The organism is Bacillus sp. LSHTCR4 (assembly GCF_057197025.1).
Genome location: NZ_JBXUNO010000002.1, coordinates 1,075,136 through 1,098,778 on the forward strand (window position 1 = coordinate 1,075,136; position 23,643 = coordinate 1,098,778).

Genomic DNA, 23,643 nt, shown 5'->3' on the forward strand with positions numbered 1-23,643 from the left:
AAATGTAACAAACGACGATTATGATTTGAATCAATTGAAAATAATTCAATACATGTTAATTGAAATGCTTGGTAGGAGGAAAAGGAATGCTAAATAAAATAATTTTAATCACTGGTGGCACAGGTTCGTGGGGACATGAACTTATAAAGCAACTATTAGAAAAATCACCGAAAGAAATTAGGGTTTTTTCAAGAAATGAAACGGTTCAGTTTGAAATGCAGCAACAGTTTATAAATGATGATAGATTAAAATTTATTATTGGAGATATTCGTGACAAGGATCAATTAGTTTATGCATGCCAAGGTGTACATTATGTATTCCATCTTGCAGCTTTAAAACATGTTCCAGTATGTGAGTATTATCCTTATGAAGCTATAAAAACTAATATACATGGTACGCAAAATGTAATCGAAGCATCTTTACAGATGCAAGTTGAGAAAGTTATATATGTTTCAACGGATAAAGCAGCCGATCCATCAAATACGTATGGGATGACAAAAGCAATTGGTGAAAAGTTAATGGTTCATGCGAATGTACAAACGAAGAAAACAAAATTTATTTGTGTTCGTGGTGGAAATGTTTTAGGGACGAGTGGAAGTGTGGTACCGCTTTTTAAAAAACAAATTAAAAAATCTTCACAAGTAGGGATTACCGATGCGAATATGACTAGATTTTTCTTAACAATTGAAGATGCTGTTGGATTGTTATTTAAAGCCGTATATCAAGGCAGAGGCGGGGAGATCTTTGTTATGAAAATGCCGGCATGTAAAATAACAGATTTAGCAGAAGTGTTAATTGAAGATTCAAAAAAAGAAAATGTGAAGTTAAAAGAGGTAGGGATAAGACCGGGTGAAAAATTAAGTGAACTGCTTTTATCTGAGGTAGAGAGTAAAACGAGTATAAGTTTTGATCAAAATTATTTTGTGGTACTACCTACTATTCCTATAGAAGGGCTTCAAGAATATTATGCTAGTTATCCGCTTGTGGATGTGAAGAGTTTTAGTTCACAACAAGACTTACTTGCAAAACATGAAGTGAAACAAATGCTATTAAAAGGAGGGTTTTTACGATGAAAAAAAATGCGAGCCTTTTAATAACTGGTGCAAATGGTTTTACAGGACGCCATGCTTGCCAATATTTTTTAGAGCAGGGCTTTCATGTGATTCCTATGTTTCAAAATCGTGCACATAGAGAAAAAATTAGAAATGGTATTACTTGTAATTTAACAAATAAGAGCGAAGTAATGAAAGTAATAAAACAAATAAAACCAGATTATGTATTGCATTTAGCAGGAAGGAATTCAGTCATAGAGTCTTGGACAGCTGCTCTTGAATATGTAGAAATTAATGCAATAGGGACGTTATATTTATTAGAAGCAATTAAGCAAGGAGCCTCGCATTGTAGAACATTAGTTATAGGATCTGCTTTGCAAGCAGAGAGTATAAACGAAATAAAAATTTCAAATCCATATAGTTTAAGTAAAACGATGCAAGTCATTATTGCAGAGGCTTGGGGCGGATTAATGGATTCAAATATTATCATTGCAAAGCCCTCAAACTTAATTGGTCCAGGAGCATCAAATGGCATTTGTTCGATTCTCGCAAAAAAAATGATAGATATAGAATCAGGTAGAAGTAAAGCTGTTATTGAAGTAAACAGTTTGAAAGATAGTAGAGATTTTCTAGATGTACGTGATGCAGTTAAAGCGTATCATGTGTTATTACGAGATGGAATAAATGGAAAACAATATAATATCGGATCAGGAGTAAAACGATCTTTATTAGAGGTACTAGAACAATATAAAGAATTAACTCAGCTGAATTTTTTTATAGAGGAAACAGAGAAAAGTGGGAGTGACTCAAACGATAATTTAGAAATAGAGGAAATAAAAAGGTTAGGTTGGATCCCAGAAATTCAATTTCATCAATCATTAAAAGATGTACTTGAGTATGCGAAGTGTAGTGACATCTGCATGCAATGAAAAATAAAAAGGGTGTAAGAAATATATGAATGGCTATGAAACAATAAATAATCAAAATACACTATTTCTTTTAATTGTTGATATGCTGGACTGGAAGAATGAAGAAGAGCATGCTTTGCGTATCTATGAGGCGATAAATAAATGTCGAGCCTATGTGGAAGGAAAAAAGGGTGGTCGGAAAAATACAGTAATAGATACAGGAACTAGGCCTGTAATCCGAGTTTTTGCTCAGTATGAATGTAGTGAGTATGGAAATGATTTTTATGAACTCATGAAAGATTTTTTGCAAGATATAGGATTTGAGTTAAAGGTTTATATAAATAATAGTAATTTTACTTACATGTAATAGATTAGTACAAAATAAGATTTTTAATCATAAAGGTGGATATAAATTATGAATAAAAAGATTCTCTTTACTGGGGGCGGTACAGCCGGACACGTAATGATTAATATAGTATTGATTCCTAAATTTATGGAAAAAGGATGGGGAGTTGAGTATATTGGATCTCAAAATGGAATTGAAAAACTATTAGTTCAAAATGTTAAATACAATATTGTTTCAACAGGGAAGCTTAGGAGATATTGGGATTTGGAGAACTTTAAAGATCCTTTTAAAATAATAAAAGGTTGCATTCAAAGCTATAAATTAATGAAACGAATAAAACCAGATGTTATTTTTTCGGCAGGAGGATTTGTTTCCGTTCCTGTAGTAATAGGAGCATGGATGAATAAAGTACCCGTAATAATACGTGAACCCGATAGTACGTTAGGATTGGCAAATAAAATAGCATTACCTTTTACTACAAAACTATGTACAACATTTCCTCAGACAGGAGAAAATGTAAGTAATGAGAAGAAGGTTTATGTAGGACCAATTGTAAGGGAAGAAATTGAGAGAGGCAACGTATTGCGGGGAAGAAGCTATTGTAAATTTAAGCAAGATAAACCGGTATTGTTAATTATGGGTGGGAGTCAAGGTGCTCAATGGATAAATGATATGGTAAGAAAAAGTTTGGAAACATTGTTATTAAATTTCAATATTGTTCATATGTGCGGTAAAGGGAAGATAGATTCATCTATTGGCATGGAAGGTTATATGCAATTCGAATATATAGGGGAAGAATTGCCGCACATACTAAATATGGCGAGTGTTGTAGTTTCCAGAGCGGGTTCTACTGCTATTTCTGAATTGTTATTTTTGAAGAAACCGATGTTGCTTATCCCGTTAACTAACAGTTCCAGTAGGGGAGATCAAGTTTTAAATGCTGAATATTTTTCTCGGCAAGGATATGCGGAAGTTATACTCCAAGACAGAGTAAGTACGAATACATTTATACATGCAGTAAATAAGTTGTATACAAATAAGGAGAGATATATTCAAAACATGAATGGATATAAGAAAACAAATGATGAGGGGATTCATCAATTAATAGATATAATAAATGAAGTGGTGAAGTAATAGAAATGTAAATAGAAAAACAAAAGGAAAGAAGGTATCTTCTTTCCTTTTTACTATATTTGTTCCAATTCATTATTATTTATTCCAATTAGCTATGCACTATAGGTGAATACCGATTTCTAATAGTTCAGTAAATGCATGCGTATGGATAGGTTTACTATAATAGTACCCTTGAATAAACCGACATTTATTTTTTTGAAGGAAATTTACGTGTTCTTTCGTTTCTACACCTTCAGCAATGACAGACATTCCTAATGTATTTGCTAATGTGATGATTGTCTTAATAATTTCCATTCCATCGTCACATGTTTCAGACATTGTAATAAATTCTCTTGGGATTTTTAACGTATCGATCGGATATAAAGGTAAGTAAGCTAGCGAAGAATAGCCTGTACCAAAGTCGTCGATTGAAATGTGAATCCCTAAACTTTTTAATGTACGCAATTTTATCAATGTTTCTCGCTCATCCATCATTGCAATTCGCTCTGTTAACTCAAGATCAAGAGAACTTGCTGGTAAACCTGTATTTGCTAAAGTAGAAGAAATAGACTTTACAAAATCCTCTTGTTCAAATTCTTTAGCAGATAAATTCACACCTATTTTTAAATGGGAATATCCGAGTGCGTGCCAACGTTTCATTTGCTCACAAGCTTGCTCTAATGTCCATTTTCCTATTGGAATAATTTGTAGTGTTTCTTCTGCGATCGGAATAAACTCGTATGGAGAAATAACGCCTAATTCGGGATGATTCCACCTGATTAGAGCTTCTGCACCGATAATTTTATTAGATTCACTATCAACTTGAGGTTGGTACAAAAGGAACAATTCTTCATTTTGTATTGCATTTGGTAAATCTTTTTCTAATCGTAATCGTCTTTCAATTTTTTTAGCGATTACATCGTCATAAATAGAGACAGCGTTAAGCTCTTTTGCCTTTGCATCATACATTGCAACATTAGCGTTTTTCAAAAGTGTAGCGGTATCGATTCCGGAATGTGGATAAATAGCGATGCCGATACTCAGTGATAAAGTTAATGTATGCTCATGTATAACAAACGGATTTTCTATGCTTTCAAATAATTGGTTACATAACTCGAATAAGGCATATTCGTCAGTATAATTTTCAATTAAGATTGTAAACTCATCACCACCGATTCTTGACAGATGAGTATGTGATGGAAGACATGATTGGACTCGCTTTGCTACTTCTTCTAATATGTGATCTCCTGCCGAATGTCCAAGTGTATCGTTGATTGCTTTAAAGCGATCTAAGTCTAAATATAATAATGCAAACTCGCTTTCTGTCGTTTTAGCATTTTTTATAGCTCTTTTTAATTTCTTATGGAAAAACGCACGGTTCCCAATTTTCGTTACAGTATCATGGAATGCTAAATATTTTATTTCTTCTTGCTGTTTTTTTAGTGCAGTAATATCTTTCACCATAATATAGCTTCCTGAAATTTGCCCGTCTATCATAATAGGGATGATGGTAACGTATAAAAAATAAGTAAAGCCATCTTTATATTGAGAACGTAGTTGTAAGGACGCCGATTCTTGTTGTTTCACTTTTTCTAATGCTGATGCTAGTTTATGTTTATCTTCATCTAAAATAATCGAAAAACAAGTTTCACCAAGTAACTCGTCTGTTGGTGCACCAAGTAGTATACTTCCAGCTTTATTTACATTTAAGAATACGCCATTTAAATCAATTGTAAAAATAGGATCAGGGTGATATTCATATAATGATTTGAATTTTTGTTGTTTCTGAGATAGAGCCTCTGATTTATAAACTAAATCAGAAGTTCGTAAAGTAACTTTTTCTTCTAGTTGAGCATTAAATGCTTGTAAACGTTTGGTTAGGGAATTGTTTTGCATACGTACAATAGAATGACGAATGAGTACGAAAATAAAAGTAATACAATTTCCCGTAATGAGAGTTGAAGATGATGTTTGTTCTTTTAACGTAAAACCGATTAGTATTGCAACAGCAAGATAGGGAAATACAACTAGAGCCTTTTTTCCTATTATAGGGTTAACAATGAAATAATTTTTATGGCTATTATGATCTTCTGAAATAGATCCAGCTATTGCAATGAGTAATATAGGTATTCTATATAAAAGACGTAATAATGTTATCGTTTCAGTTGATAAATGATTATTTAGATAAAAATAAATATAGTTAAAAGTTGCAGAACTTATTAATACAAAAATAAAGATGTAAATTTTCCGTTTGGAATTAAAAATGGTTGGACGGAAAAAGAGACTAACACCTAGTAGAAGAAATAATAAATCTGCAATTGGATATAGAAATGAAAGGAAAACATCTCCTAGTGAAAGAGAGAATATATTTAAATTTGGTTGATTAAATAAATACCACTCCAATGTGAATATGGAAGTAAGTACTATGCATATATCACAAATAAAGAACGCTTTTTCCCATTTATCGCATTCTTTTAAGATTTTATAGCAGAAAGCGATAAGACAGAAGAGTAGAAAAAGCATGTAAAATACATCAGAAATAGTAAAACGATGTATTGGAATTTCGAAGAAGCTATCTTGATATGTATATACTATTTTTCCTAATAAAAAACTCCCAATTGCTATTGTGATACACACCCAAAATGGATTTGAACTGACTTTTTTAGAATATATAGAGTAAATGAGTGATACAAATGTAATAGCTTCAACAATAAGTGAAGCGAAGCGTACATCTGAATTTGAAAAATGAGTAGGGAACAGATAGAAAAACATAAAATAGATTGAATAGCATATTAATGTTGTAATTAATATGCATAGTTGTAAATTTTTATTTAATTTCAATAAAATCACCTTCTTTAATTATGCATTATATTCGTAATATCTATACATAATAATATTATTTAAGAATTGTATCAGATTTCCTTATAAAAATCATGTTTATAAGGAAAGTTTTGAAAAATGTAATTGCTCTTAAAAATGAAGAAAATTCATTTGATAGTATATACTGCATCAAGATTTTAAATAGAAATTGCATATTTAGTCATCTTTTGAATTGTAAAGTTTTTTTTGTGATTTGAAAGTGGAGATGCAAAATTACATATAAAATGATAAGGGCTTTTTTGAAGTTTAATTTTTGGCTGGTAAAAGTTGTTTTCAGTAAGACCTTTGTTTGTATCTATTCTCATACTAACGAGTGATTTCAAAAACGTGTTACGTATGTACAATAATACGTAACACGTTTTTGAAATTTTTAGTATGGGAGGAAAAGCATGAAAAATTGGGTGAAGTTTCGAATCGCACGTCCGACGGATAAGTTTGAAGCGGTTATAGCATTCTATGAAGAAGGGGTAGGCTTAAAACGTATAGGTGAATTTTACGATCATGAAGGTTATGATGGGATCATGTTTGGACTCCCAGATGAAGAATATCATTTAGAATTTACAAGACATATAGATGGAAGTCCTTGTCCAGCTCCGACAAAAGATAATTTACTTGTATTTTATATGCGTGAAGATAGTGAAATAAAAAAAGTGATTAAAAGGTTGCATGGATTGGGATATGATGAAGTCGAACCAGAGAACCCATATTGGAAAGATAAGGGGATAACGATAGAGGATCCAGATGGCTGGAGAATCGTGTTAATGAAAATAGAAGAATAAAGGATAACGAAATTAATAAGAACAAGGTTTCAAATTATGATAGGGTAAAAATAGAGCAGCTTCCTTCTAGGAAATAAAAATAGAAGGAAGCTTTTTGTTTATAGTCTGAAAATTTAAATTTGACAATCAATTGTAAGGGATGTAAATTGAGAACGTGTATTCTTATAAATTTGATAGTGTTGCCATTCAAAAGGAATGTAAACATAGGGAGGCTTTTTTATGTTATTTCGAATTGAAGATGCAGAAATATACTATGAAATTGTTGGAGAAGGAAAACCAGTCATTATCATACATGGCTGTGCTCCTGACCATAGGTTAATGATGGAATGTATGGAATCAGTATTTCAAAAGTATGAAGGTTATAAGCGAATATATATTGATTTACCTGGAATGGGAAAATCGAATGCTCCAGATTGGATAAATAGTTCAAATCGTGTAGTAGAAGTGCTTATCACATTTATTGAAGAAATCATTTCTACTGAAGAATTTTTATTGGTAGGAGAGTCATATGGAGGCTATTTAGCCAGAGGAATACTCACAAAGTTGTTTGAAAGAGTTAACGGATTATTATTAGTATGCCCTGTTGTTGTAGCGGAGCCAGAAAAAAGGATCCTTCCAGATAAACAAGTAATTTTACAAGATGAGGAATTTTTAAATCAACTCACTTCTACGGAGAGAGAAGCATTTTGTGAGCTAGCAGTGATAGCAAATGAATATACATATAAGCGATTTCAAGAGGAAATTAAGCCAGGACTAGATATTGCTAATTATGAATTTATTGAAAGATTGCAAAAGAATTACTCTCTTACTATGGATTTTTACCGTAAGAAATATGAGAAACCCGTCCTTTTATTAGCCGGAAGACAAGATATATCGGTAGGTTATCAAGATATTATAGAAATTATTGATGATTATCCAAGAGCGACATTAGCGGTGTTAGATATGGCAGGGCATAATTTGCAAATTGAACAGCCTGAATTATTTGAGAGTTTAGTAGGGGAATGGATTAGACGAACAAATCAGTACATTTTATAAAGTATTTTAGTATTACAATTACGCCTAAGTGTTGAAATGGGATAAATGAACGTGATTTATTAACTTATAAATAATTTTAAGGAGAAATTATGAGCACATATATTTATATGGTTAGACATGGTGAATCACCAAAACTAGAAGGAAATGAAAGAATGCGTGGGTTAACTGAGAAGGGACATATGGATACCAGTAGAGTAACTGACATATTAAAAGCGGAGAGGATTGATACTTTTATTTCCAGTCCTTATAATCGGGCTATGTTAACGATAGAAGGGGCAGCTAATTTCTATGAAAAAGAAATAATAGTATATGAAAATCTCAAAGAATGTAGGTTTGCAAGTGAGGAACGGATTATATCAGATAAAGAAGTGTATCCACTTGTAAAGAAGATGTTTTCTAATCCGGACTTTGCACGAACGGAAGGAGAGTCATATAAGGATTGTCAGAGACGGGTAGTGAAAGTGTTAAAGGAAATATTAATGGATTTTCAAGGGCGAAAAATTGTAATTGGTACACATGGGCTTGTCATGACATTAATGATGAACTATTTTGATGAACAATATGGCTTTGAATTTTTAATGAATACGTCAAAACCAGATATATATAAGATGGAGTTTAAAGAAGAGCAATTAATAAATGTAGAGAGAATATGGAAAGCGGAATAAAATTGGTTGTAGGGATTTTATTGTAAAAGTTACTTTTATAGCAAAATCTTCTTATTTAAATAGAAAGCATTTTTATCAACTATTTTTAGAATGTTAAATCAATAAGTAATTATTCAGTATTTGAATAAGTTATGAGGAAATTGGTTTAGGGAAACAATTTTAAGTGTGTCAAAATTCCAAACGTTGGATTTATATTCAATAGGAGAAAAAGATGTAGAATTTTGTCTTACTGTCCCCCGTTTACTTTTCATTTCATTACATATAGGCTTTGTGGTGTAAAGGGACAAATCACCTTTACACAAAATCTATAAGGGGGAAATTGTGATGAAACAGATTAAAAAGTTTGCGGGAGTTGCTTTAGCGGGAACGATTGGATTAAGTGGACTACTGTTTTTAGAACCAAGTGTAAGTGCTGCGGAAGCACAGCAAGTGAAAGAGGGAAATTTCAATGCAATTGATGTATCGATGAATCTAAATGAATTATATGTATTAAGTGGCAGAAGCATTGATGTTCTTTCTGGAGATAAAGAAGCAATTCAGCTAAATAAATATACAATTCGCTTTAGTAAACCCGGGAAGTATGTTATTAGAGTAAACGGTTGTACTTATGATGATATATATACTTTTATTGTGAATGAGTAGTATATATTCTTAAATTATGAAATAAAAAAGAAACACCCTATTTGCGGTGAGAATCGTAAATAGGGTGAATTTATTTGTATTAAGTTGTAATTTAAATATGCTCACTCACTTTATCTTTGTTTTGTAAAGTATGTAAAAGTGTTTGAAATACCTTAAATGATTGCTGAAAGATTGGACTTTGAATAAAAGTGTATAGAAAAGTTACGATAAAAATAGGACCACCGAGCATAAATCCAATAACTAGTACAACGCATTCTACAATGATTCGAGCACGGCTAATAGATAGTCCTGTTTTGTCGGAAATAGTAAGCATGAATCCATCACGAGGTCCAGCTCCAATTCCAGCTGCAACATACATACCTCCCCCGATACCTGTAATGGCAATACCAGAAAATAAAATGAGTAAGTTTATCCATAAATAATCACTAGCATTTGGAAGAATATTTGATTGTAAGAAAAAGTCCATAATCGGACCGATAAGTAGTGCATTTAAAAATGTTCCCACATTTATATATTTTCGATCTACTAGTAAAGAAATGAGAACGAGACATAACCCACATATGACACTCCACGTACCAATCGTCCATCCAAACTTTTGGTAGAGAGCCATGTTTAAAACTTCCCAAGGATGTAAACCGAGAAATTTAACTTTGACTGCAAGAGCATTTCCAAGGCCAAAAAAAATTAAGCCTAAGAAAAAAAGAAAATAGCGAAAGAGAGTTAGCCTCATCTTTAATACCTCCCATATTTATAATTATGTATGTTACATGTTAGAGTTGTGATGAGCAAATATTATGAATTTTTATTGTTTATGAAAATGTAAAATGGAATATATATTTTCATAGCCAAAAAAGTTAAAATATTTCGTTTTAAGGATTATAATAGAGAAAGAAGAAAAAAGGGAGTGAATGAATTTGAAACAAGAACTTATTGAAAGATTTACGAGATATGTAAAAATTGATACACAATCAAATGAAGACAGTCATACAGTGCCAACAACACCTGGGCAAATTGAGTTTGGTAAGTTATTAGTTGAAGAGTTAAAAGAAATTGGGTTAACAGAAGTAACAATGGATGATAACGGGTATGTAATGGCGACACTTCCGGCTAATACGGATAAGGATGTTCCTGTAATCGGCTTTTTAGCACATTTAGATACGGCAACAGATTTTACAGGAAAAAATGTAAAACCACAAATTCATGAAAACTTTGATGGGAATGCAATTACGTTAAATGAAGAGCTAAATGTTGTGTTAACACCAGAACAGTTCCCAGAGTTACCATCATATAAAGGGCATACCATTATTACAACTGATGGTACGACACTTCTTGGAGCAGATGATAAGGCTGGTCTGACTGAAATTATGGTTGCCATGAATTATTTAATACATAATCCGCAAATTAAACATGGGAAAATTAGAGTTGCGTTTACGCCGGATGAAGAAATTGGCCGCGGCCCAGCACATTTTGATGTAGAAGCGTTTGGTGCATCATTTGCTTATACGATGGACGGAGGTCCATTAGGTGGTTTAGAGTATGAAAGCTTTAATGCTGCAGGCGCTAAGTTAACGTTTAACGGAACGAATACACATCCTGGAACAGCGAAAAATAAAATGCGTAACGCAACTAAACTTGCGATGGAGTTTAATAGCTATTTACCAGTAGAAGAGGCACCAGAATATACAGAGGGGTATGAAGGATTCTATCACTTACTTTCTTTAAATGGTGATGTTGAGCAAAGTAAAGCATATTATATTATTCGAGATTTTGATCGTGAAAATTTTGAAGCGCGTAAACATGACGTTGAAACTATTGTGAAGCAAATGCAAGAGAAGTATGGACAAGATGCAGTCGTTTTAGAAATGAATGATCAATACTATAACATGCTTGAAAAAATCGAACCAGTGAGAGAAATTGTTGATATTGCATATGAGGCAATGAAAAGTTTAAATATCGAACCAAATATTCATCCGATTCGCGGTGGAACAGATGGATCACAATTATCGTATATGGGATTACCAACCCCAAACATTTTCACAGGTGGTGAAAACTATCACGGTAAATTTGAGTATGTTTCGGTAGATGTTATGGAAAAAGCGGTTCAAGTTATTATAGAAATTGCAAGACGATTTGAAGAACAAGCTTAAAAAAAACCAAGTAGTGCAAACACGCTACTTGGTTTTTTAGTATAATACTCGCCACAAATAAAATGTTGCGTAAGACTCCCAGTTGATCCAATTTGCCGCAAAATCTTTTATTTCCTTTTTAGTCGGTTTACTTTCGGAACCTGTTATACATTTAATTGCATTGTGCAAACCAACATCGTCAATTGGAAAAGCGGAAGGGAATCGTAAACAGCGCATTAAAACATAGTGGGCAGTCCACGGACCTACACCATGTATAGCAGTTAATTGTTTTTCAGCAATCTTTACATCTTGTGTTTGTAGTAAAGATTCTTTTGATAGTTTTCCTTCTGTAATAAGCTTTGCAATACCGATTAAATATTCACACTTTCGAGTCGTCATTTTTAAATTTTTGAGATCTTCTACGTGTAAATTGGCAATCGTTTCAGGAGAAGGGAATATCCAATGTTTTCTATCGTTCCATTCTACATAACTTCCAAATGTCTCGACTAATCTTCTTTTTAGCGTATAAGCATATGTGAGGTTAATTTGTTGACCGATAATTCCCCAGGAAAGTGCTTCAAATAAGTCTGGAATACCTAAGGTGCGAAGGCCATTATATTGTTCAATTGGTCTTTGAAGGAGTACATCATGTTTAGCCAATGTATAAAAGGGAGCTAAATCAGTAGTTAAATCAAACCACTCGTTCACATAGTTAGCTATAGCTTCGTGTATCGATTCTTCAGATGTATATAATTCTTCTAAAAAACGTATTTGAATATTTCCATCTATATTCATACTAATTTCAACTAAAGGATTTACATCGTGAACAGGGATAACTTTATAAATTTTGTTATCTTCAATGTGGAACATACATTCATTGTTAGAACGTGATAAATAGCGTAAATTTTCTTGGAAACTAAATTCTGTTGGAACTGCTAAAATTAATGCGTTAGTATAGTTAGCTGTCATATGCATGCTACCTGCGACTTTTCTAATGTAAGCAACGCTTTCTTCATTTCTAATCCGCCTCTAAAGCCGGTTAGTTTACCATTCTTTCCAATAACACGATGGCAAGGAATGGTAATAAGGAGAGGGTTGGCAGCAATAGCGGTAGCAACGGCACGCACAGCAGTAGGCTTTTGTATTATTTTGGCAATTTTTGAATAAGAATATGTCTTCCCATAAGGAATTTCACGTACCGCATTCCAAACAGATAATTGAAATTCAGTTCCGTAAGCATCGATAGGGAATGTAAAAGCTTCTCGCTGGATTTCTAAATACTCGATAAATTCTTTCGTATATGTTTGTAGATAATTGGGATTACAGGTCAAAATATGTTGGGGCAATTTTTTTCTAGCCCATATATTGAGTTCTTCAAAGTTTTCATCTTGAGACCCAATGAAACATAGTCCATTTTCAGTTGCAGCAATATGAAACTGAAAATGTTTATGTGTAAGTAGCGTCCAATATATAAACTTATTTTTATAGGAATTCATTATTGTATCCCTCTTTCATTTCATTCTTTTTTCGATATTCAGTAGGCGTAAATCCGGTTTTCTTTTTAAATAAAGTTGCGAAATACTCTGGGTTTTCTATCCCGACAGCAGTACTAATTTCTTTAATGGATTGATTGGTTTGTAAAAGGTGTTCTGCCGCTTTAACAATTCTGAACCGCTGTATATATTCTATTGGACTTATTCCTGTCATTTTTTTGAAAGTGCGTTGTAAATGAAAGGGGCTACCATGGCACATTTCCGCAAGTATGTCGAGAGTTAATAATTCATTAAAGTGTTTTTCGATATAAACTTTTATTTGTTCTACCCACTCTTCATTAGGTAAAGTGAGACCATTTGGTTTACAACGTTTGCACGGGCGAAAGTTTTCATTTAATGCTTGCTCTGCATGATGAAAAATTCGTACATTGTTTTTATTCGGTATTCTTGATTTGCATGATGGCCTGCAAAAGATTCCAGTTGATTTCACAGCATAAAAGAATTTGCTATCATAGGAAGAATCATTATGGATAATTGCTTGCCAATGTTCATTTGTTAACGTAACTCCTTCATTGTGCAAAGAACATCACCTCTGAAATTAGTATAACCTGAATAAAGTGCGTATGTATGTATTCATAAATGTAAGAGCAAGATTACAAAGGTGAAAATATGATTGTTTTTCTATTTTGTGATAGCATGAAATTTGGAAAGAAACATCAAGAGGAGGACTATAAGTGAAGTTAATTTCGTGGAATGTAAATGGTTTGCGAGCAGTGATTGCAAAAGGTGGATTTTTAGAATATCTCGAGGAATCAAATGCTGATATATTTTGTTTACAAGAGATTAAATTACAAGATGGGCAAATTGATTTAAATCTAGAAGAATATTATACATACTGGAATTATGCTGTAAAAAAAGGATATTCAGGGACGGCTATTTTTTCGAAAAAAGAACCACTTTCTGTTACTTATGGTTTAGGCATTGAAGAGCATGATCAAGAAGGACGGGTTATTACTTTAGAGTTCGAAGATTTTTACATCATTACGTTATATACACCAAATTCAAAACGAGGATTAGAACGATTAGATTACAGAATGAAATGGGAAGATGATTTCCGTGCATATATTAAAGGATTAGATGAGAAAAAACCAGTTATTTTTTGCGGAGACTTAAACGTTGCTCATAAAGAAATTGATTTGAAAAATCCAAAAAGTAATCGTAAAAATCCTGGGTTTTCTGATGAAGAAAGAGAGAAGTTTACATGTATTTTAGAAGAAGGATTTATTGATACGTATCGTTATCTATATCCTAATCAGGAAGGCGCATATTCGTGGTGGTCGTATCGAATGGGAGCGAGAGCAAAAAATATTGGATGGCGTTTAGATTATTTTGTTGTTTCCGAAAGAATGAAAGACCAAATAACAGAGGCGAAAATTAATAGTGAAGTAATGGGTTCAGACCATTGCCCAGTTGAATTACATATAAATTTCTAAAAAAGAAGTATCCCCCTAATATTAGGCGGATACTTCTTTTTTAATTCAGTTTGTTAAAATTTTTCAAATCTTTCTTGAAATAATCGCATATTAAATATATACTTAGTAACGATAATCATTATCAATGAAAAGGATTATCAATGGATGGGGTGTAAAAGAATTATAGCTTAGGGGAAGTGAACGAGAATGAGTTCTGGATAGAATTATTAATCTAATGAAATATATATGTGAGACAAGTTTCATATAGTTAAATTTTATTGAGAATATAGTTTTAAAAATTCGAGAGGAGATATATAAAGATGAATAAGAAGTTATTTACATTAGGGATGGTTACAGTTTTAAGTGTAGGACTAGCAGCATGTAATAGTGCGGATAAGACTTCAGGAGAGCAGAAGCAGCAGACAAAAGCTACGGAAACGAAAAAAGACGAAAAACGAAAAATTACATATTTAGGTAAAGAATATACAGTACCAGCAAAAGTAGATAAAATTGCGACAGCTAGTTTAGAGTCTATGGAAGATGCAGCAGTACTTGGAATTAAACCAGTTGGTGCCATTACTGTTGGTGGCAAATTACCGAAGTATCTTGAAAAAGATTTAGAAGGTGCGAAATCTGTTGGTGAGAAAATGGAACCAAATTTCGAAACATTACTTCAATTAAAACCAGATGTGATTACATCAAGTACGAAATTCCCAGCAGAAACAGCTGAAAAATTTACGAAAGTAGCTCCTACATTCCCGGTATCACACGTTTCAACAAATTGGGAAGATAACTTAAAGTTAATGGGAGAATTAACTGGTAAAAAAGATAAAGCGGAAAAAATTATTAAAGATTATAATGCGGACGCTGAAAAAGCAAAAGCAAAACTAGGAGATAAGTTAAAAGACAAAAAAGTACTTGTTATTAGACTTAGAGCAAACGAATTATTCCTATACCCAGAAGGAGTATACTTCAACCCTGTAATTTATAAAGATCTTGGATTAACTGCTCCAGAACAATTGAAAACTGTAAAAGCACAAGAGAAAATTTCATTTGAAAAACTTGCTGAACTAAACCCAGATTATATTTTCTTACAATATGAGACAACTGAAAATAAAAACCCGAAAGTGCTAGAAGAAATTGAAAAGAATCCAATTTGGCAAAGTATGAATGCTGCGAAAGAAAAGAAAGTATTTGTAAACGTTGTTGATCCAATGGCACAAGGTGGTACTGCTTGGAGTAAAACAGCATTCTTAAAAGAAGCAGTGAAAAATTTATCTAAATAATATATTAAGTAAGGTGCGTTGAATGATATGCAGAAAACAAATGCAGTACCAGTAACTATATTATGTATAGCACCCATACTCATCTTATTTACGGTTATACTTTCTATTTTGTATGGGGCGAAAAGTATTGATGCTGAAACGGTGTGGAACGCATTATTTCATTTTGATTCAAGTGATGTAAATCATAATATTATTATTACTTCACGTTTACCAAGGGTAGTTGCAGCTCTTTTAGTCGGAGCATTTCTAGCCATATCAGGAGCACTTATGCAGGGGATGACAAGAAACTATCTTGCATCCCCTTCTATTATGGGTGTGACGGATGGTGCTGCCTTTGTTATTACAATTAGCATGATTTTTCTTCCGGGAATATCATCGATTGGTATGGTTGTATGTTCAATGATTGGTTCTGCACTAGGAGCCGGTATCGTATTTGGTTTTGGTTCACTCCTTCAAAATGGCTTATCACCAGTTAGGTTGGCAATTATCGGAACAGTTATTGGAACATTTTTAAGTAGTGTATCTGCTGCAATGGCTTCGTATTTCCAAATTTCTCAAAATGTTAGTTTTTGGTTTAATGCAAAATTAGATCAAGTGGATCCGAATATTATTAAAATTACGATACCGTTTGGGATAATTGGAATAATTTTAGCACTGTTAATATCAAAATCTATTACGATTCTCTCTTTAGGCGAAGAAGTTTCTATTAATCTAGGGCAACGTACAAAATTAGTTAAAGCGATTGCAATTTTATCAGTTATTTTCTTAACAGGAACGGCAGTTGCTTTAGTGGGGAAAGTTGGTTTTGTAGGTTTAATTATTCCGCATATTACTCGCTTTATAATTGGGGTAGATTATAAGTGGATTTTGCCATGTGCAGGCGTTATTGGTGGCGTTTTCTTAGCATTATGTGACGTTTTAAGTAGATTTGTAAACTATCCATTTGAAACACCGATTGGAGTCGTTACCTCCTTAATTGGAATTCCTTTCTTCCTGTATTTAATTCGTACAAGAGGAGGAGAGAGACATGCTTAAAAGTTCAAGTCAACGTTTTGGAATGACGATGGGGATTATTATATTTTTAATACTATGTGCTATTTATATTAGTTTAACGAATGGTACGTTTGACATTACGATTACAGATGTATTTAAAACACTCCTTAGAATAGATCCAGTACCGGACCATGATTTAGTTATTTTTCAGTTTCGTTTTCCCCGCATCATAATTGCTGGATTAGTAGGATTAGGCCTAGGCGTTGCAGGTGCTGTAATTCAAGGGATTACAAGAAATGGACTGGCAGACCCAGGTATTTTAGGAGTAAATGCGGGAGCAGGAACAGCGATCGTCATCTTTATGTTTTTCTTTCAAGGACAATTAAAGAGCACAGACTGGGTTTCTATTATGATGATGCCGATGTTTGGTTTAGTCGGCGGATTAGGTGCAGCTATCATCATTTATCTGTTTTCTTGGAAAAACGGTAAGTTAGATTCGCAGCGTCTTTTATTAACAGGGATTGCGATTGGATCAGGATTTGGAGCATTTTCTATGTACCTATCACTCAAAATGAAGTCAACTGATTTCGAGATGGCTGCAGTTTGGGTGTCGGGGAGTATATATAATGCAAACTGGAAGTATATTATTGCAATGTTGCCGTGGCTTATCATATTAATTCCGCTTATACAAAAGAAAGCTTACTTATTAGATTTATTTCAATTGGAAGAAACAAGTATTACAAGTTTAGGGGTTTCAGTAGAAAGAGAGAAATCTATTTTACTACTAAGTAGTATCGGACTTGTCAGTGCATGTGTTGCAGTTTCAGGAAGTATTGGTTTCATTGGACTAATGGCACCGCATATAGCGAAAAGACTTGTTGGTATTCAGCATAAGCATATTATTCCTACGTGCGGAGTAATCGGAATGTTCCTTGTAATTGCTTCAGACTTTATTGCAAAAACAGTCTTCACACCTGTAGAGTTACCAGTTGGAATCGTTATTTCTATTGTCGGTGTACCGTATTTTTTATATTTACTTTATAAGGCGAAAGCGTAAGAGGAGGAATAAAAGTGAGTATTTTAAGTGCAAAAAATTTAGAAACGAGTTATGAAAAGCTTACAGTGTTTCGCGATTTAAATGTGGAAATACAAGAAGGAAAAGTAACGACAATTATAGGACCAAACGGGTGCGGTAAATCCACACTGTTAAAAACAATGGGAAGAATTTTAAAGCAAAAGAGCGGTAAAGTCTATTTACAAGGACAGGATTTACATACAATTCCAACGAAAGAAATTGCGAAGCAGTTAGCTTTACTTCCGCAAACTCCAATTGCGCCAGGAGAGCTTAAAGTAGAAGAATTAATTTCTTATGGACGATATCCACATCGAAATAACGTAAATAAGTTAACTTCAAAAGATAAAGAGATGATTGATTGGGCTTTAGATATAACGAAAACATCTGAATTTCGAACGAGACAAATAGCAAATTTATCTGGTGGTCAAAGGCAAAAGGTATGGCTAGCGATGGTTTTAGCACAAGAGACAGAAGTGTTACTACTAGATGAACCAACGACATATCTTGATATGTCTCATCAATTAGATGTATTACAAATTGTGGAGAAGTTAAATAAAGAACATAATTGTACAGTCGTAATGGTACTACATGATATTAACCATGCAGCAAGGTTTTCAGATGAGATTATTGCAATGAAGGAAGGGAAAATCGTTACAACTGGTATCCCAGAAGACATCATTACAAATGAAGTGTTAAAAGAAGTATTTCATATTGATGCACGTGTCATGATTGATCCATATAATGGGTCTCCTGTTTGTTTCGGTTATGATAGCGTTGTACCTCAAGAAGAAAAAGTGGAAATATATGTGACGAGTTAAGAAGGGGGGATATAAGATGAACACTATGATTAAAAAACGGCAGATTATAACATCTAATACCGAACAGTGGAACATGTATTCAAAATTAGACGGTAAGGAATATCAAATTCATATTTCAAAGCCGAGGCAGCCAGCACCAGAGGCAGGATATCCTGTTATATATGTACTAGATGGCAATGCCTTTTTTCAAACATTCCATGAAGCGGTTAAAATACAATCAGTTAGAGCAGAAAAAACAGGTGTTTCATCAGCCATTATAGTAGGTATTGGTTATCCAATCGAAGGGGCGTTTTCAGGTGAAGAGAGATGTTATGATTTTACGCCTAGCGTAATTTCAAAAGATGCGGCTTTAAAACCAGATGGTAAACCTTGGCCTAAAACAGGAGGAGCACATCATTTCTTTACTTTTATTGAAGAAGAATTAAAGCCGCAAATTGAAAAGAATTTTGAAATTGATAAAGCAAAGCAAACACTATTTGGGCATTCTTTAGGTGGCCTATTTGCTTTACATATATTATTTACAAACGTAAATGCCTTTCAAAATTATTTTATTAGTAGTCCATCTATTTGGTGGAATAACCAATCTGTGCTTGAAAAAGAAGAAAATCTCATAAATCAATTAAACAATGCAAAGGTTAAAACAGGGGTATTTCTTACAGTTGGTTCACTAGAACGAGACCATATGGTTGTAGGTGCAAATGAATTGTCAGAGCGTCTTCTTCAGGTAAAACACGATCAGTTTAGATTTACGTTTTATGAGGCTGAGGGGGAGAATCATGCGTCTGTTGTGCCGACTTCTTTAAGTAAAGGGTTGAGATTTATTAGTTACATATCCATCGATTAAACGGTTAGTGATTTGAGTGAATCTAAATTTTTCTATGATCTGTAGTAGGTTATTTAGTGGAACGATTGTTTAATAAAATGCAAACAAAAGGCTATGGAGAATTTCTCCATAGCCTTTTGTTTTGACAAGTAGAATTGTCCTTTTTGAAAGTTTTGTTTCAACTTTTCGTCTAAAGAGACAAAAAGTTGTCACAATTCGGTCACAATTAGCATAAACATAAAATAGACGCAATGAACTTATTTCAAAAAGGCTTGGTTCATTCCAATCATGATTCGTAGAGCTGAAAAAGCATGGATGAAAAGTTCACTATATTCTCAAGGAGGTAGATCGTATGAAAACTATTCTTGCTATTGCTGGACTTATTTGGGTTCTATCGCATGGCATCCCAATTTATGAAGGAGAACAGATTCGTAGTGCTCTGAACAAAAATTTTAATGAATATCATATCATTGATCGGCAAGATAATGTTGTGACAGTTCGTGTAAATGATTGTTTTCATACGGTAACCGTTGAAGGAACTTCAGTAGTGGATGATACAAAAGTATGTGATCAGCAATAATTATATATAGGAAGAAAACAGTCTCAATTTACACGTGTGAAGATGGAGACTTTTATATTTTGGGATGAATAATAAGCGGGGATGGACACTCCCCGCTTATTATTGTTTTTTGAAAAAAGGAAAGGGTATAATGAAAATGGAGACTGAGAAGCTAACAATGTGTTAAGAATAATCATAAAGTGGAAATATACTCATATGGGGTATCATGCATGGATATTTAATGCTATAATTGGTATACTCATAAAAAATAGTTATTTTATTGGATGAAGAGAACTTTTAAGAAGGTGATAATATGGATCATAAAGAGCATGAAGCAGTAACACATAGATCAGAAAAAGAAAAAGAGCAAATTATAAATAGATTGAAGAGAATTGAAGGACAAGTCCGCGGTATTCAAAATATGATTGAAAATGATCGTTATTGCGTGGATATTTTAGTGCAAATTTCAGCGATTAATGCAGCGATGAAAAAAGTAGGAATGGGCGTTCTCAAAAATCATACGAGTCATTGTGTTTCAGGTGCTATTAAAGATGGTAATGGTGACGAAGCGATTGAAGAATTAATGACAGTATTTGAACGTTTTTCAAAAGCGTAAAAACAAGCTAGTATGTAACTGGCTTGTTTTTTTTGTTTACCTTTATATAGGATTTCGGGGTATTGATATGAAAAAGTGTACGTAATATAAAGTTTTAGAAAATAATTGAAAAATCATGACAAAAAACCATTGATTACCTTAGGGGGGTATGGTAAGATGAAGTTGTGATTAACAAACAATGAATAAACAAGAGGAGGATTTTAAATGGAACAGTTAACATTACAAGTTGAAGGTATGTCTTGTGGACATTGTGTAAATGCTATCGAAAGCAGTGTGAAAGAACTAAACGGTGTTGAGCAAGTGAAAGTTCAATTAGCAGAAGGAACTGTTGAAGTTACTATCGACTCGTCTGCTGTAACATTAAAAGATATCGTTGCTGTAATTGAAGATCAAGGATACGATGTTCAATAATTATTTTTAGATATGGAAATAAATCGTACTTTATAGGAAGTACGATTTATTTTGCTAATAATTATACCTCATAAGGGTATATAGAGGTGAGAGACATGAATGAACAAAAAGAGGCCAATCTTCAAATATCAGGAATGACATGTGCAGCATGTGCAAATAGAATTGAAAAAGGTCTAAAAAAAGTAGAAGGTGTTCATGCTGCAAATGTAAATTTTGCACTTGAAAAAACCAAAATAATGTATGATCCCCAAAAAACAAATCCGCAACAATTTAAAGAAAAAGTTGAATCGTTAGGATATGGAATTGTAAGTGATAAAGCTGAATTTACTGTTTCAGGAATGACATGCGCAGCATGTGCCAATAGAGTAGAAAAGCGTTTAAATAAGTTAGAAGGTGTGAACGAGGCGACAGTAAATTTCGCTTTGGAGTCGGCTACAGTAGATTTTAATCCTGATGAAATTAATGTAAATGAAATGAAGAGTGCAATTACGAAATTAGGATATAAATTGGAAGTGAAATCAGATGAGCAAGATGAATCAACTGATCATCGCTTACAAGAAATTGAGCGACAAAAGAAGAAGTTTATTATTTCGTTTATTTTATCATTTCCGTTACTATGGGCAATGGTAAGTCACTTCTCATTTACATCGTTTATTTATTTACCTGATATGCTTATGAACCCTTGGGTACAGCTAGCTCTTGCAACGCCAGTTCAATTTATCATTGGTGGACAGTTTTATGTTGGGGCTTATAAAGCGTTACGTAATAAAAGTGCTAACATGGATGTTCTTGTGGCACTTGGAACGTCGGCCGCCTATTTCTATAGTGTATATTTAAGCATTCAATCTATCGGTTCTTCGGAACATATGACAGATTTATATTTTGAAACGAGTGCGGTACTTATTACACTAATTATTTTAGGTAAATTATTTGAAGCAAAAGCAAAGGGACGTTCATCAGAAGCAATTAAAAAGTTGATGGGTTTACAAGCAAAGACAGCTACAGTTGTGCGAGATGGAACAGAAATGAAAATTTTAATCGAAGAAGTAGTAGTTGGTGATATCGTTTATGTAAAGCCTGGTGAAAAAATTCCAGTAGATGGTGAGATTGTAGAAGGAAAGTCAGCCATAGATGAATCGATGTTAACAGGTGAAAGTATTCCAGTTGATAAAACAATTGGGGATGTAGTAATCGGTTCTACAATGAATAAAAATGGATTTTTAAAAGTGAAAGCAACTAAGGTAGGAAGAGATACTGCATTAGCTCAAATTATTAAAGTAGTAGAAGAGGCTCAAGGTTCAAAAGCGCCTATTCAAAGGGTAGCAGATCAAATTTCAGGTATTTTCGTACCAGTTGTAGTTGCGATTGCTATTATCACATTTGCAGTGTGGATGATATTTGTTACACCAGGCGATTTTGGCGGAGCACTTGAGAAAATGATAGCAGTACTTGTTATCGCTTGTCCATGTGCATTAGGTCTTGCAACGCCTACATCTATTATGGCTGGATCAGGAAGATCAGCTGAGTATGGTATTTTATTTAAAGGCGGAGAGCATTTAGAAGCAACACATCGATTAGATACAGTTATTCTAGATAAAACAGGTACTGTGACAAACGGGAAGCCTGTGTTAACAGATGTGATTGTAGCAGATAGATTCCATGAAGAAGAAATACTGCGTTTAGTAGGTGCGGCAGAAAAAAATTCTGAACACCCACTTGCAGAAGCGATTGTAGAAGGAATTAAAGAAAAGAAAATTGATATTCCAAGTTCAGAAACGTTTGAAGCGATTCCTGGGTTCGGTATTGAATCAGTCGTAGAAGGGAAACAATTATTAATTGGTACACGCCGATTAATGAAGAAATTCAATATTGATATTGAAGAAGTTTCTAAATCAATGGAAGAGTTAGAACGAGAAGGCAAAACAGCAATGCTTATTGCGATCAATAAAGAATATGCTGGTATAGTTGCCGTTGCAGATACTGTAAAAGATACTTCAAAATCAGCTATCGCAAGACTTAAGAAAATGGGTCTAGACGTTGTTATGATTACAGGAGATAATACACAAACTGCTCAGGCAATTGCGGGGCAAGTTGGTATTGATCACGTAATTGCAGAAGTATTACCAGAAGGAAAAGCAGAAGAAGTGAAAAAATTGCAAGCGCAAGGTAAGAAAGTAGCAATGGTTGGAGATGGGATAAATGATGCTCCTGCTCTTGCAACGGCGGATATCGGTATGGCAATTGGAACGGGAACGGATGTAGCGATGGAAGCAGCAGATATTACGTTAATCCGTGGTGATTTAAATAGTATTGCTGATGCAATCTTTATGAGTAAGATGACGATAAGAAATATTAAGCAAAACTTATTCTGGGCACTAGCTTATAACGGCTTAGGAATCCCGATTGCAGCGTTCGGCTTCTTAGCACCTTGGGTTGCAGGAGCAGCTATGGCATTTAGTTCTGTATCGGTCGTATTAAATGCATTACGATTGCAAAGAGTGAGATTAAAAAAATGAAAATCTATAGAGTAATTGCATATGCTTTTAAACAA

At 33.5% G+C, this 23,643-nt stretch carries 24 protein-coding genes; 19 read left to right on the forward strand and 5 right to left on the reverse strand.

Translation table 11 applies throughout. From position 1 onward, the window contains the following. Positions 1-86 precede the first annotated feature (86 nt). The 4 genes from AC2CGR_RS19325 to AC2CGR_RS19340 are packed head-to-tail and all read left to right on the forward strand — an operon-like array spanning position 87 to position 3,440. A complete protein-coding gene (locus AC2CGR_RS19325) occupies positions 87-1,073 on the forward strand; it encodes a UDP-N-acetylglucosamine 4,6-dehydratase family protein (RefSeq protein ID WP_087966412.1) in 987 nt (328 codons plus the stop codon). After that, positions 1,070-1,981 carry an SDR family oxidoreductase gene (locus AC2CGR_RS19330; RefSeq protein ID WP_270184866.1) on the forward strand — a complete coding sequence of 304 codons (912 nt, stop codon included), beginning with the start codon at positions 1,070-1,072 and terminating at the stop codon, positions 1,979-1,981. Before AC2CGR_RS19325 ends, AC2CGR_RS19330 begins: the two co-directional genes overlap by 4 nt. Before the next feature lie 25 nt (positions 1,982-2,006). Then, positions 2,007-2,327, forward strand: a complete 321-nt coding sequence (locus AC2CGR_RS19335) for a DUF6572 domain-containing protein (protein WP_270184867.1) — start codon at positions 2,007-2,009, stop codon at positions 2,325-2,327. Between the two features lie 48 nt (positions 2,328-2,375). Continuing rightward, positions 2,376-3,440 carry an undecaprenyldiphospho-muramoylpentapeptide beta-N-acetylglucosaminyltransferase gene (locus AC2CGR_RS19340; RefSeq protein WP_270184868.1) on the forward strand — a complete coding sequence of 355 codons (1,065 nt, stop codon included), beginning with the start codon at positions 2,376-2,378 and terminating at the stop codon, positions 3,438-3,440. A 99-nt stretch (positions 3,441-3,539) separates the two neighbouring features. On the opposite strand, the gene AC2CGR_RS19345 is transcribed toward AC2CGR_RS19340, so the two are convergent. Continuing rightward, on the reverse strand, positions 3,540-6,260 hold the full coding sequence (locus AC2CGR_RS19345; RefSeq protein WP_270184869.1) for a putative bifunctional diguanylate cyclase/phosphodiesterase: 2,721 nt from the start codon (positions 6,258-6,260) through the stop codon (positions 3,540-3,542). Between the two features lie 428 nt (positions 6,261-6,688). On the opposite strand from AC2CGR_RS19345, the gene AC2CGR_RS19350 reads away from it, so the two are divergent. The 4 genes from AC2CGR_RS19350 to AC2CGR_RS19365 all read left to right on the forward strand — a co-directional run bounded on the left by AC2CGR_RS19350 (position 6,689) and on the right by AC2CGR_RS19365 (position 9,420). Next, the gene (locus AC2CGR_RS19350; protein WP_087966422.1) at positions 6,689-7,078 is read left to right on the forward strand and encodes a VOC family protein; all 390 of its coding nucleotides are present in this window, start codon (positions 6,689-6,691) and stop codon (positions 7,076-7,078) included. Positions 7,079-7,297: 219 nt separating this feature from the next. Further along, complete coding sequence (locus tag AC2CGR_RS19355; RefSeq protein WP_484481063.1) at positions 7,298-8,113, forward strand: alpha/beta fold hydrolase; 816 nt, start codon at positions 7,298-7,300, stop codon at positions 8,111-8,113. 89 nt (positions 8,114-8,202) lie between these two features. Continuing rightward, on the forward strand, positions 8,203-8,778 hold the full coding sequence (locus AC2CGR_RS19360) for a histidine phosphatase family protein (protein ID WP_087966426.1): 576 nt from the start codon (positions 8,203-8,205) through the stop codon (positions 8,776-8,778). 324 nt (positions 8,779-9,102) lie between these two features. Next, entirely contained in the window at positions 9,103-9,420 is a 318-nt protein-coding gene (locus AC2CGR_RS19365) for a hypothetical protein (protein ID WP_484481064.1), read from the forward strand. Between the two features lie 91 nt (positions 9,421-9,511). Here the strand turns inward: AC2CGR_RS19365 and AC2CGR_RS19370 are convergent, their stop codons facing one another. Further along, positions 9,512-10,150 carry a YczE/YyaS/YitT family protein gene (locus tag AC2CGR_RS19370; RefSeq protein WP_087966430.1) on the reverse strand — a complete coding sequence of 213 codons (639 nt, stop codon included), beginning with the start codon at positions 10,148-10,150 and terminating at the stop codon, positions 9,512-9,514. A 184-nt stretch (positions 10,151-10,334) separates the two neighbouring features. Between AC2CGR_RS19370 and pepT the strand changes: the two genes are divergently transcribed. Further along, on the forward strand, positions 10,335-11,567 hold the full coding sequence (pepT, locus tag AC2CGR_RS19375) for a peptidase T (RefSeq protein ID WP_087966432.1): 1,233 nt from the start codon (positions 10,335-10,337) through the stop codon (positions 11,565-11,567). 36 nt (positions 11,568-11,603) lie between these two features. Here pepT and AC2CGR_RS19380 read toward each other — a convergent pair whose 3' ends face one another. From AC2CGR_RS19380 to adaA, 3 genes are read right to left on the reverse strand one after another with little or no spacing between them, the layout of a single operon-like run. After that, positions 11,604-12,515, reverse strand: coding sequence for a DNA-3-methyladenine glycosylase family protein (locus AC2CGR_RS19380; protein ID WP_270184871.1), 912 nt, complete (start codon positions 12,513-12,515; stop codon positions 11,604-11,606). Next, the gene (locus AC2CGR_RS19385) at positions 12,512-13,042 is read right to left on the reverse strand and encodes a methylated-DNA--[protein]-cysteine S-methyltransferase (protein WP_484481065.1); all 531 of its coding nucleotides are present in this window, start codon (positions 13,040-13,042) and stop codon (positions 12,512-12,514) included. Before AC2CGR_RS19385 ends, AC2CGR_RS19380 begins: the two co-directional genes overlap by 4 nt. Beyond that, on the reverse strand, positions 13,029-13,619 hold the full coding sequence (adaA, locus tag AC2CGR_RS19390) for a bifunctional transcriptional activator/DNA repair enzyme AdaA (RefSeq protein ID WP_087966438.1): 591 nt from the start codon (positions 13,617-13,619) through the stop codon (positions 13,029-13,031). The genes AC2CGR_RS19385 and adaA overlap by 14 nt, the downstream gene beginning before the upstream one ends. A gap of 154 nt (positions 13,620-13,773) precedes the next feature. Between adaA and AC2CGR_RS19395 the strand changes: the two genes are divergently transcribed. The 10 genes from AC2CGR_RS19395 to AC2CGR_RS19440 all read left to right on the forward strand — a co-directional run bounded on the left by AC2CGR_RS19395 (position 13,774) and on the right by AC2CGR_RS19440 (position 23,608). Beyond that, complete coding sequence (locus AC2CGR_RS19395; RefSeq protein ID WP_484481066.1) at positions 13,774-14,532, forward strand: exodeoxyribonuclease III; 759 nt, start codon at positions 13,774-13,776, stop codon at positions 14,530-14,532. 299 nt (positions 14,533-14,831) lie between these two features. Then, the gene (locus AC2CGR_RS19400; protein WP_060631908.1) at positions 14,832-15,797 is read left to right on the forward strand and encodes an iron-hydroxamate ABC transporter substrate-binding protein; all 966 of its coding nucleotides are present in this window, start codon (positions 14,832-14,834) and stop codon (positions 15,795-15,797) included. 27 nt (positions 15,798-15,824) lie between these two features. Further along, positions 15,825-16,832, forward strand: coding sequence for a FecCD family ABC transporter permease (locus AC2CGR_RS19405; RefSeq protein WP_484481067.1), 1,008 nt, complete (start codon positions 15,825-15,827; stop codon positions 16,830-16,832). Continuing rightward, the gene (locus AC2CGR_RS19410; RefSeq protein ID WP_484481068.1) at positions 16,825-17,847 is read left to right on the forward strand and encodes a FecCD family ABC transporter permease; all 1,023 of its coding nucleotides are present in this window, start codon (positions 16,825-16,827) and stop codon (positions 17,845-17,847) included. The genes AC2CGR_RS19405 and AC2CGR_RS19410 overlap by 8 nt, the downstream gene beginning before the upstream one ends. A 14-nt stretch (positions 17,848-17,861) precedes the next feature. Then, complete coding sequence (locus AC2CGR_RS19415; RefSeq protein ID WP_087966447.1) at positions 17,862-18,683, forward strand: ABC transporter ATP-binding protein; 822 nt, start codon at positions 17,862-17,864, stop codon at positions 18,681-18,683. Positions 18,684-18,699: 16 nt separating this feature from the next. Then, positions 18,700-19,527: an alpha/beta hydrolase gene (locus tag AC2CGR_RS19420; protein ID WP_484481069.1), complete on the forward strand. Its 828-nt coding sequence runs from the start codon at positions 18,700-18,702 to the stop codon at positions 19,525-19,527. Positions 19,528-19,858: 331 nt separating this feature from the next. Further along, a complete protein-coding gene (locus AC2CGR_RS19425; protein WP_071716246.1) occupies positions 19,859-20,086 on the forward strand; it encodes a hypothetical protein in 228 nt (75 codons plus the stop codon). A 292-nt stretch (positions 20,087-20,378) separates the two neighbouring features. Then, a complete protein-coding gene (locus AC2CGR_RS19430; protein WP_000349636.1) occupies positions 20,379-20,681 on the forward strand; it encodes a metal-sensing transcriptional repressor in 303 nt (100 codons plus the stop codon). Positions 20,682-20,885: 204 nt separating this feature from the next. Further along, entirely contained in the window at positions 20,886-21,092 is a 207-nt protein-coding gene (copZ, locus tag AC2CGR_RS19435) for a copper chaperone CopZ (protein ID WP_000436973.1), read from the forward strand. 95 nt (positions 21,093-21,187) lie between these two features. Next, positions 21,188-23,608, forward strand: a complete 2,421-nt coding sequence (locus AC2CGR_RS19440; RefSeq protein WP_087966452.1) for a heavy metal translocating P-type ATPase — start codon at positions 21,188-21,190, stop codon at positions 23,606-23,608. Positions 23,609-23,643: the final 35 nt, after the last annotated feature.

Excerpts from the sequence above, each read along its gene's own strand:
- AC2CGR_RS19385 (WP_484481065.1), bottom strand. The coding sequence starts at position 13,042 with ATGAATTCCTATAAAAATAAGTTTATATATTGGACGCTACTTACACAT.
- AC2CGR_RS19335 (WP_270184867.1), top strand. The coding sequence starts at position 2,007 with ATGAATGGCTATGAAACAATAAATAATCAAAATACACTATTTCTTTTA.
- AC2CGR_RS19340 (WP_270184868.1), top strand. The coding sequence starts at position 2,376 with ATGAATAAAAAGATTCTCTTTACTGGGGGCGGTACAGCCGGACACGTA.
- AC2CGR_RS19380 (WP_270184871.1), bottom strand. The coding sequence starts at position 12,515 with ATGACAGCTAACTATACTAACGCATTAATTTTAGCAGTTCCAACAGAA.
- AC2CGR_RS19350 (WP_087966422.1), top strand. The coding sequence starts at position 6,689 with ATGAAAAATTGGGTGAAGTTTCGAATCGCACGTCCGACGGATAAGTTT.
- AC2CGR_RS19410 (WP_484481068.1), top strand. The coding sequence starts at position 16,825 with ATGCTTAAAAGTTCAAGTCAACGTTTTGGAATGACGATGGGGATTATT.
- copZ (WP_000436973.1), top strand. The coding sequence starts at position 20,886 with ATGGAACAGTTAACATTACAAGTTGAAGGTATGTCTTGTGGACATTGT.
- AC2CGR_RS19325 (WP_087966412.1), top strand. The coding sequence starts at position 87 with ATGCTAAATAAAATAATTTTAATCACTGGTGGCACAGGTTCGTGGGGA.
- AC2CGR_RS19400 (WP_060631908.1), top strand. The coding sequence starts at position 14,832 with ATGAATAAGAAGTTATTTACATTAGGGATGGTTACAGTTTTAAGTGTA.
- AC2CGR_RS19360 (WP_087966426.1), top strand. The coding sequence starts at position 8,203 with ATGAGCACATATATTTATATGGTTAGACATGGTGAATCACCAAAACTA.
- AC2CGR_RS19440 (WP_087966452.1), top strand. The coding sequence starts at position 21,188 with ATGAATGAACAAAAAGAGGCCAATCTTCAAATATCAGGAATGACATGT.
- AC2CGR_RS19330 (WP_270184866.1), top strand. The coding sequence starts at position 1,070 with ATGAAAAAAAATGCGAGCCTTTTAATAACTGGTGCAAATGGTTTTACA.
- AC2CGR_RS19405 (WP_484481067.1), top strand. The coding sequence starts at position 15,825 with ATGCAGAAAACAAATGCAGTACCAGTAACTATATTATGTATAGCACCC.
- AC2CGR_RS19425 (WP_071716246.1), top strand. The coding sequence starts at position 19,859 with ATGAAAACTATTCTTGCTATTGCTGGACTTATTTGGGTTCTATCGCAT.
- AC2CGR_RS19430 (WP_000349636.1), top strand. The coding sequence starts at position 20,379 with ATGGATCATAAAGAGCATGAAGCAGTAACACATAGATCAGAAAAAGAA.
- AC2CGR_RS19355 (WP_484481063.1), top strand. The coding sequence starts at position 7,298 with ATGTTATTTCGAATTGAAGATGCAGAAATATACTATGAAATTGTTGGA.
- AC2CGR_RS19420 (WP_484481069.1), top strand. The coding sequence starts at position 18,700 with ATGAACACTATGATTAAAAAACGGCAGATTATAACATCTAATACCGAA.
- AC2CGR_RS19370 (WP_087966430.1), bottom strand. The coding sequence starts at position 10,150 with ATGAGGCTAACTCTCTTTCGCTATTTTCTTTTTTTCTTAGGCTTAATT.
- AC2CGR_RS19365 (WP_484481064.1), top strand. The coding sequence starts at position 9,103 with ATGAAACAGATTAAAAAGTTTGCGGGAGTTGCTTTAGCGGGAACGATT.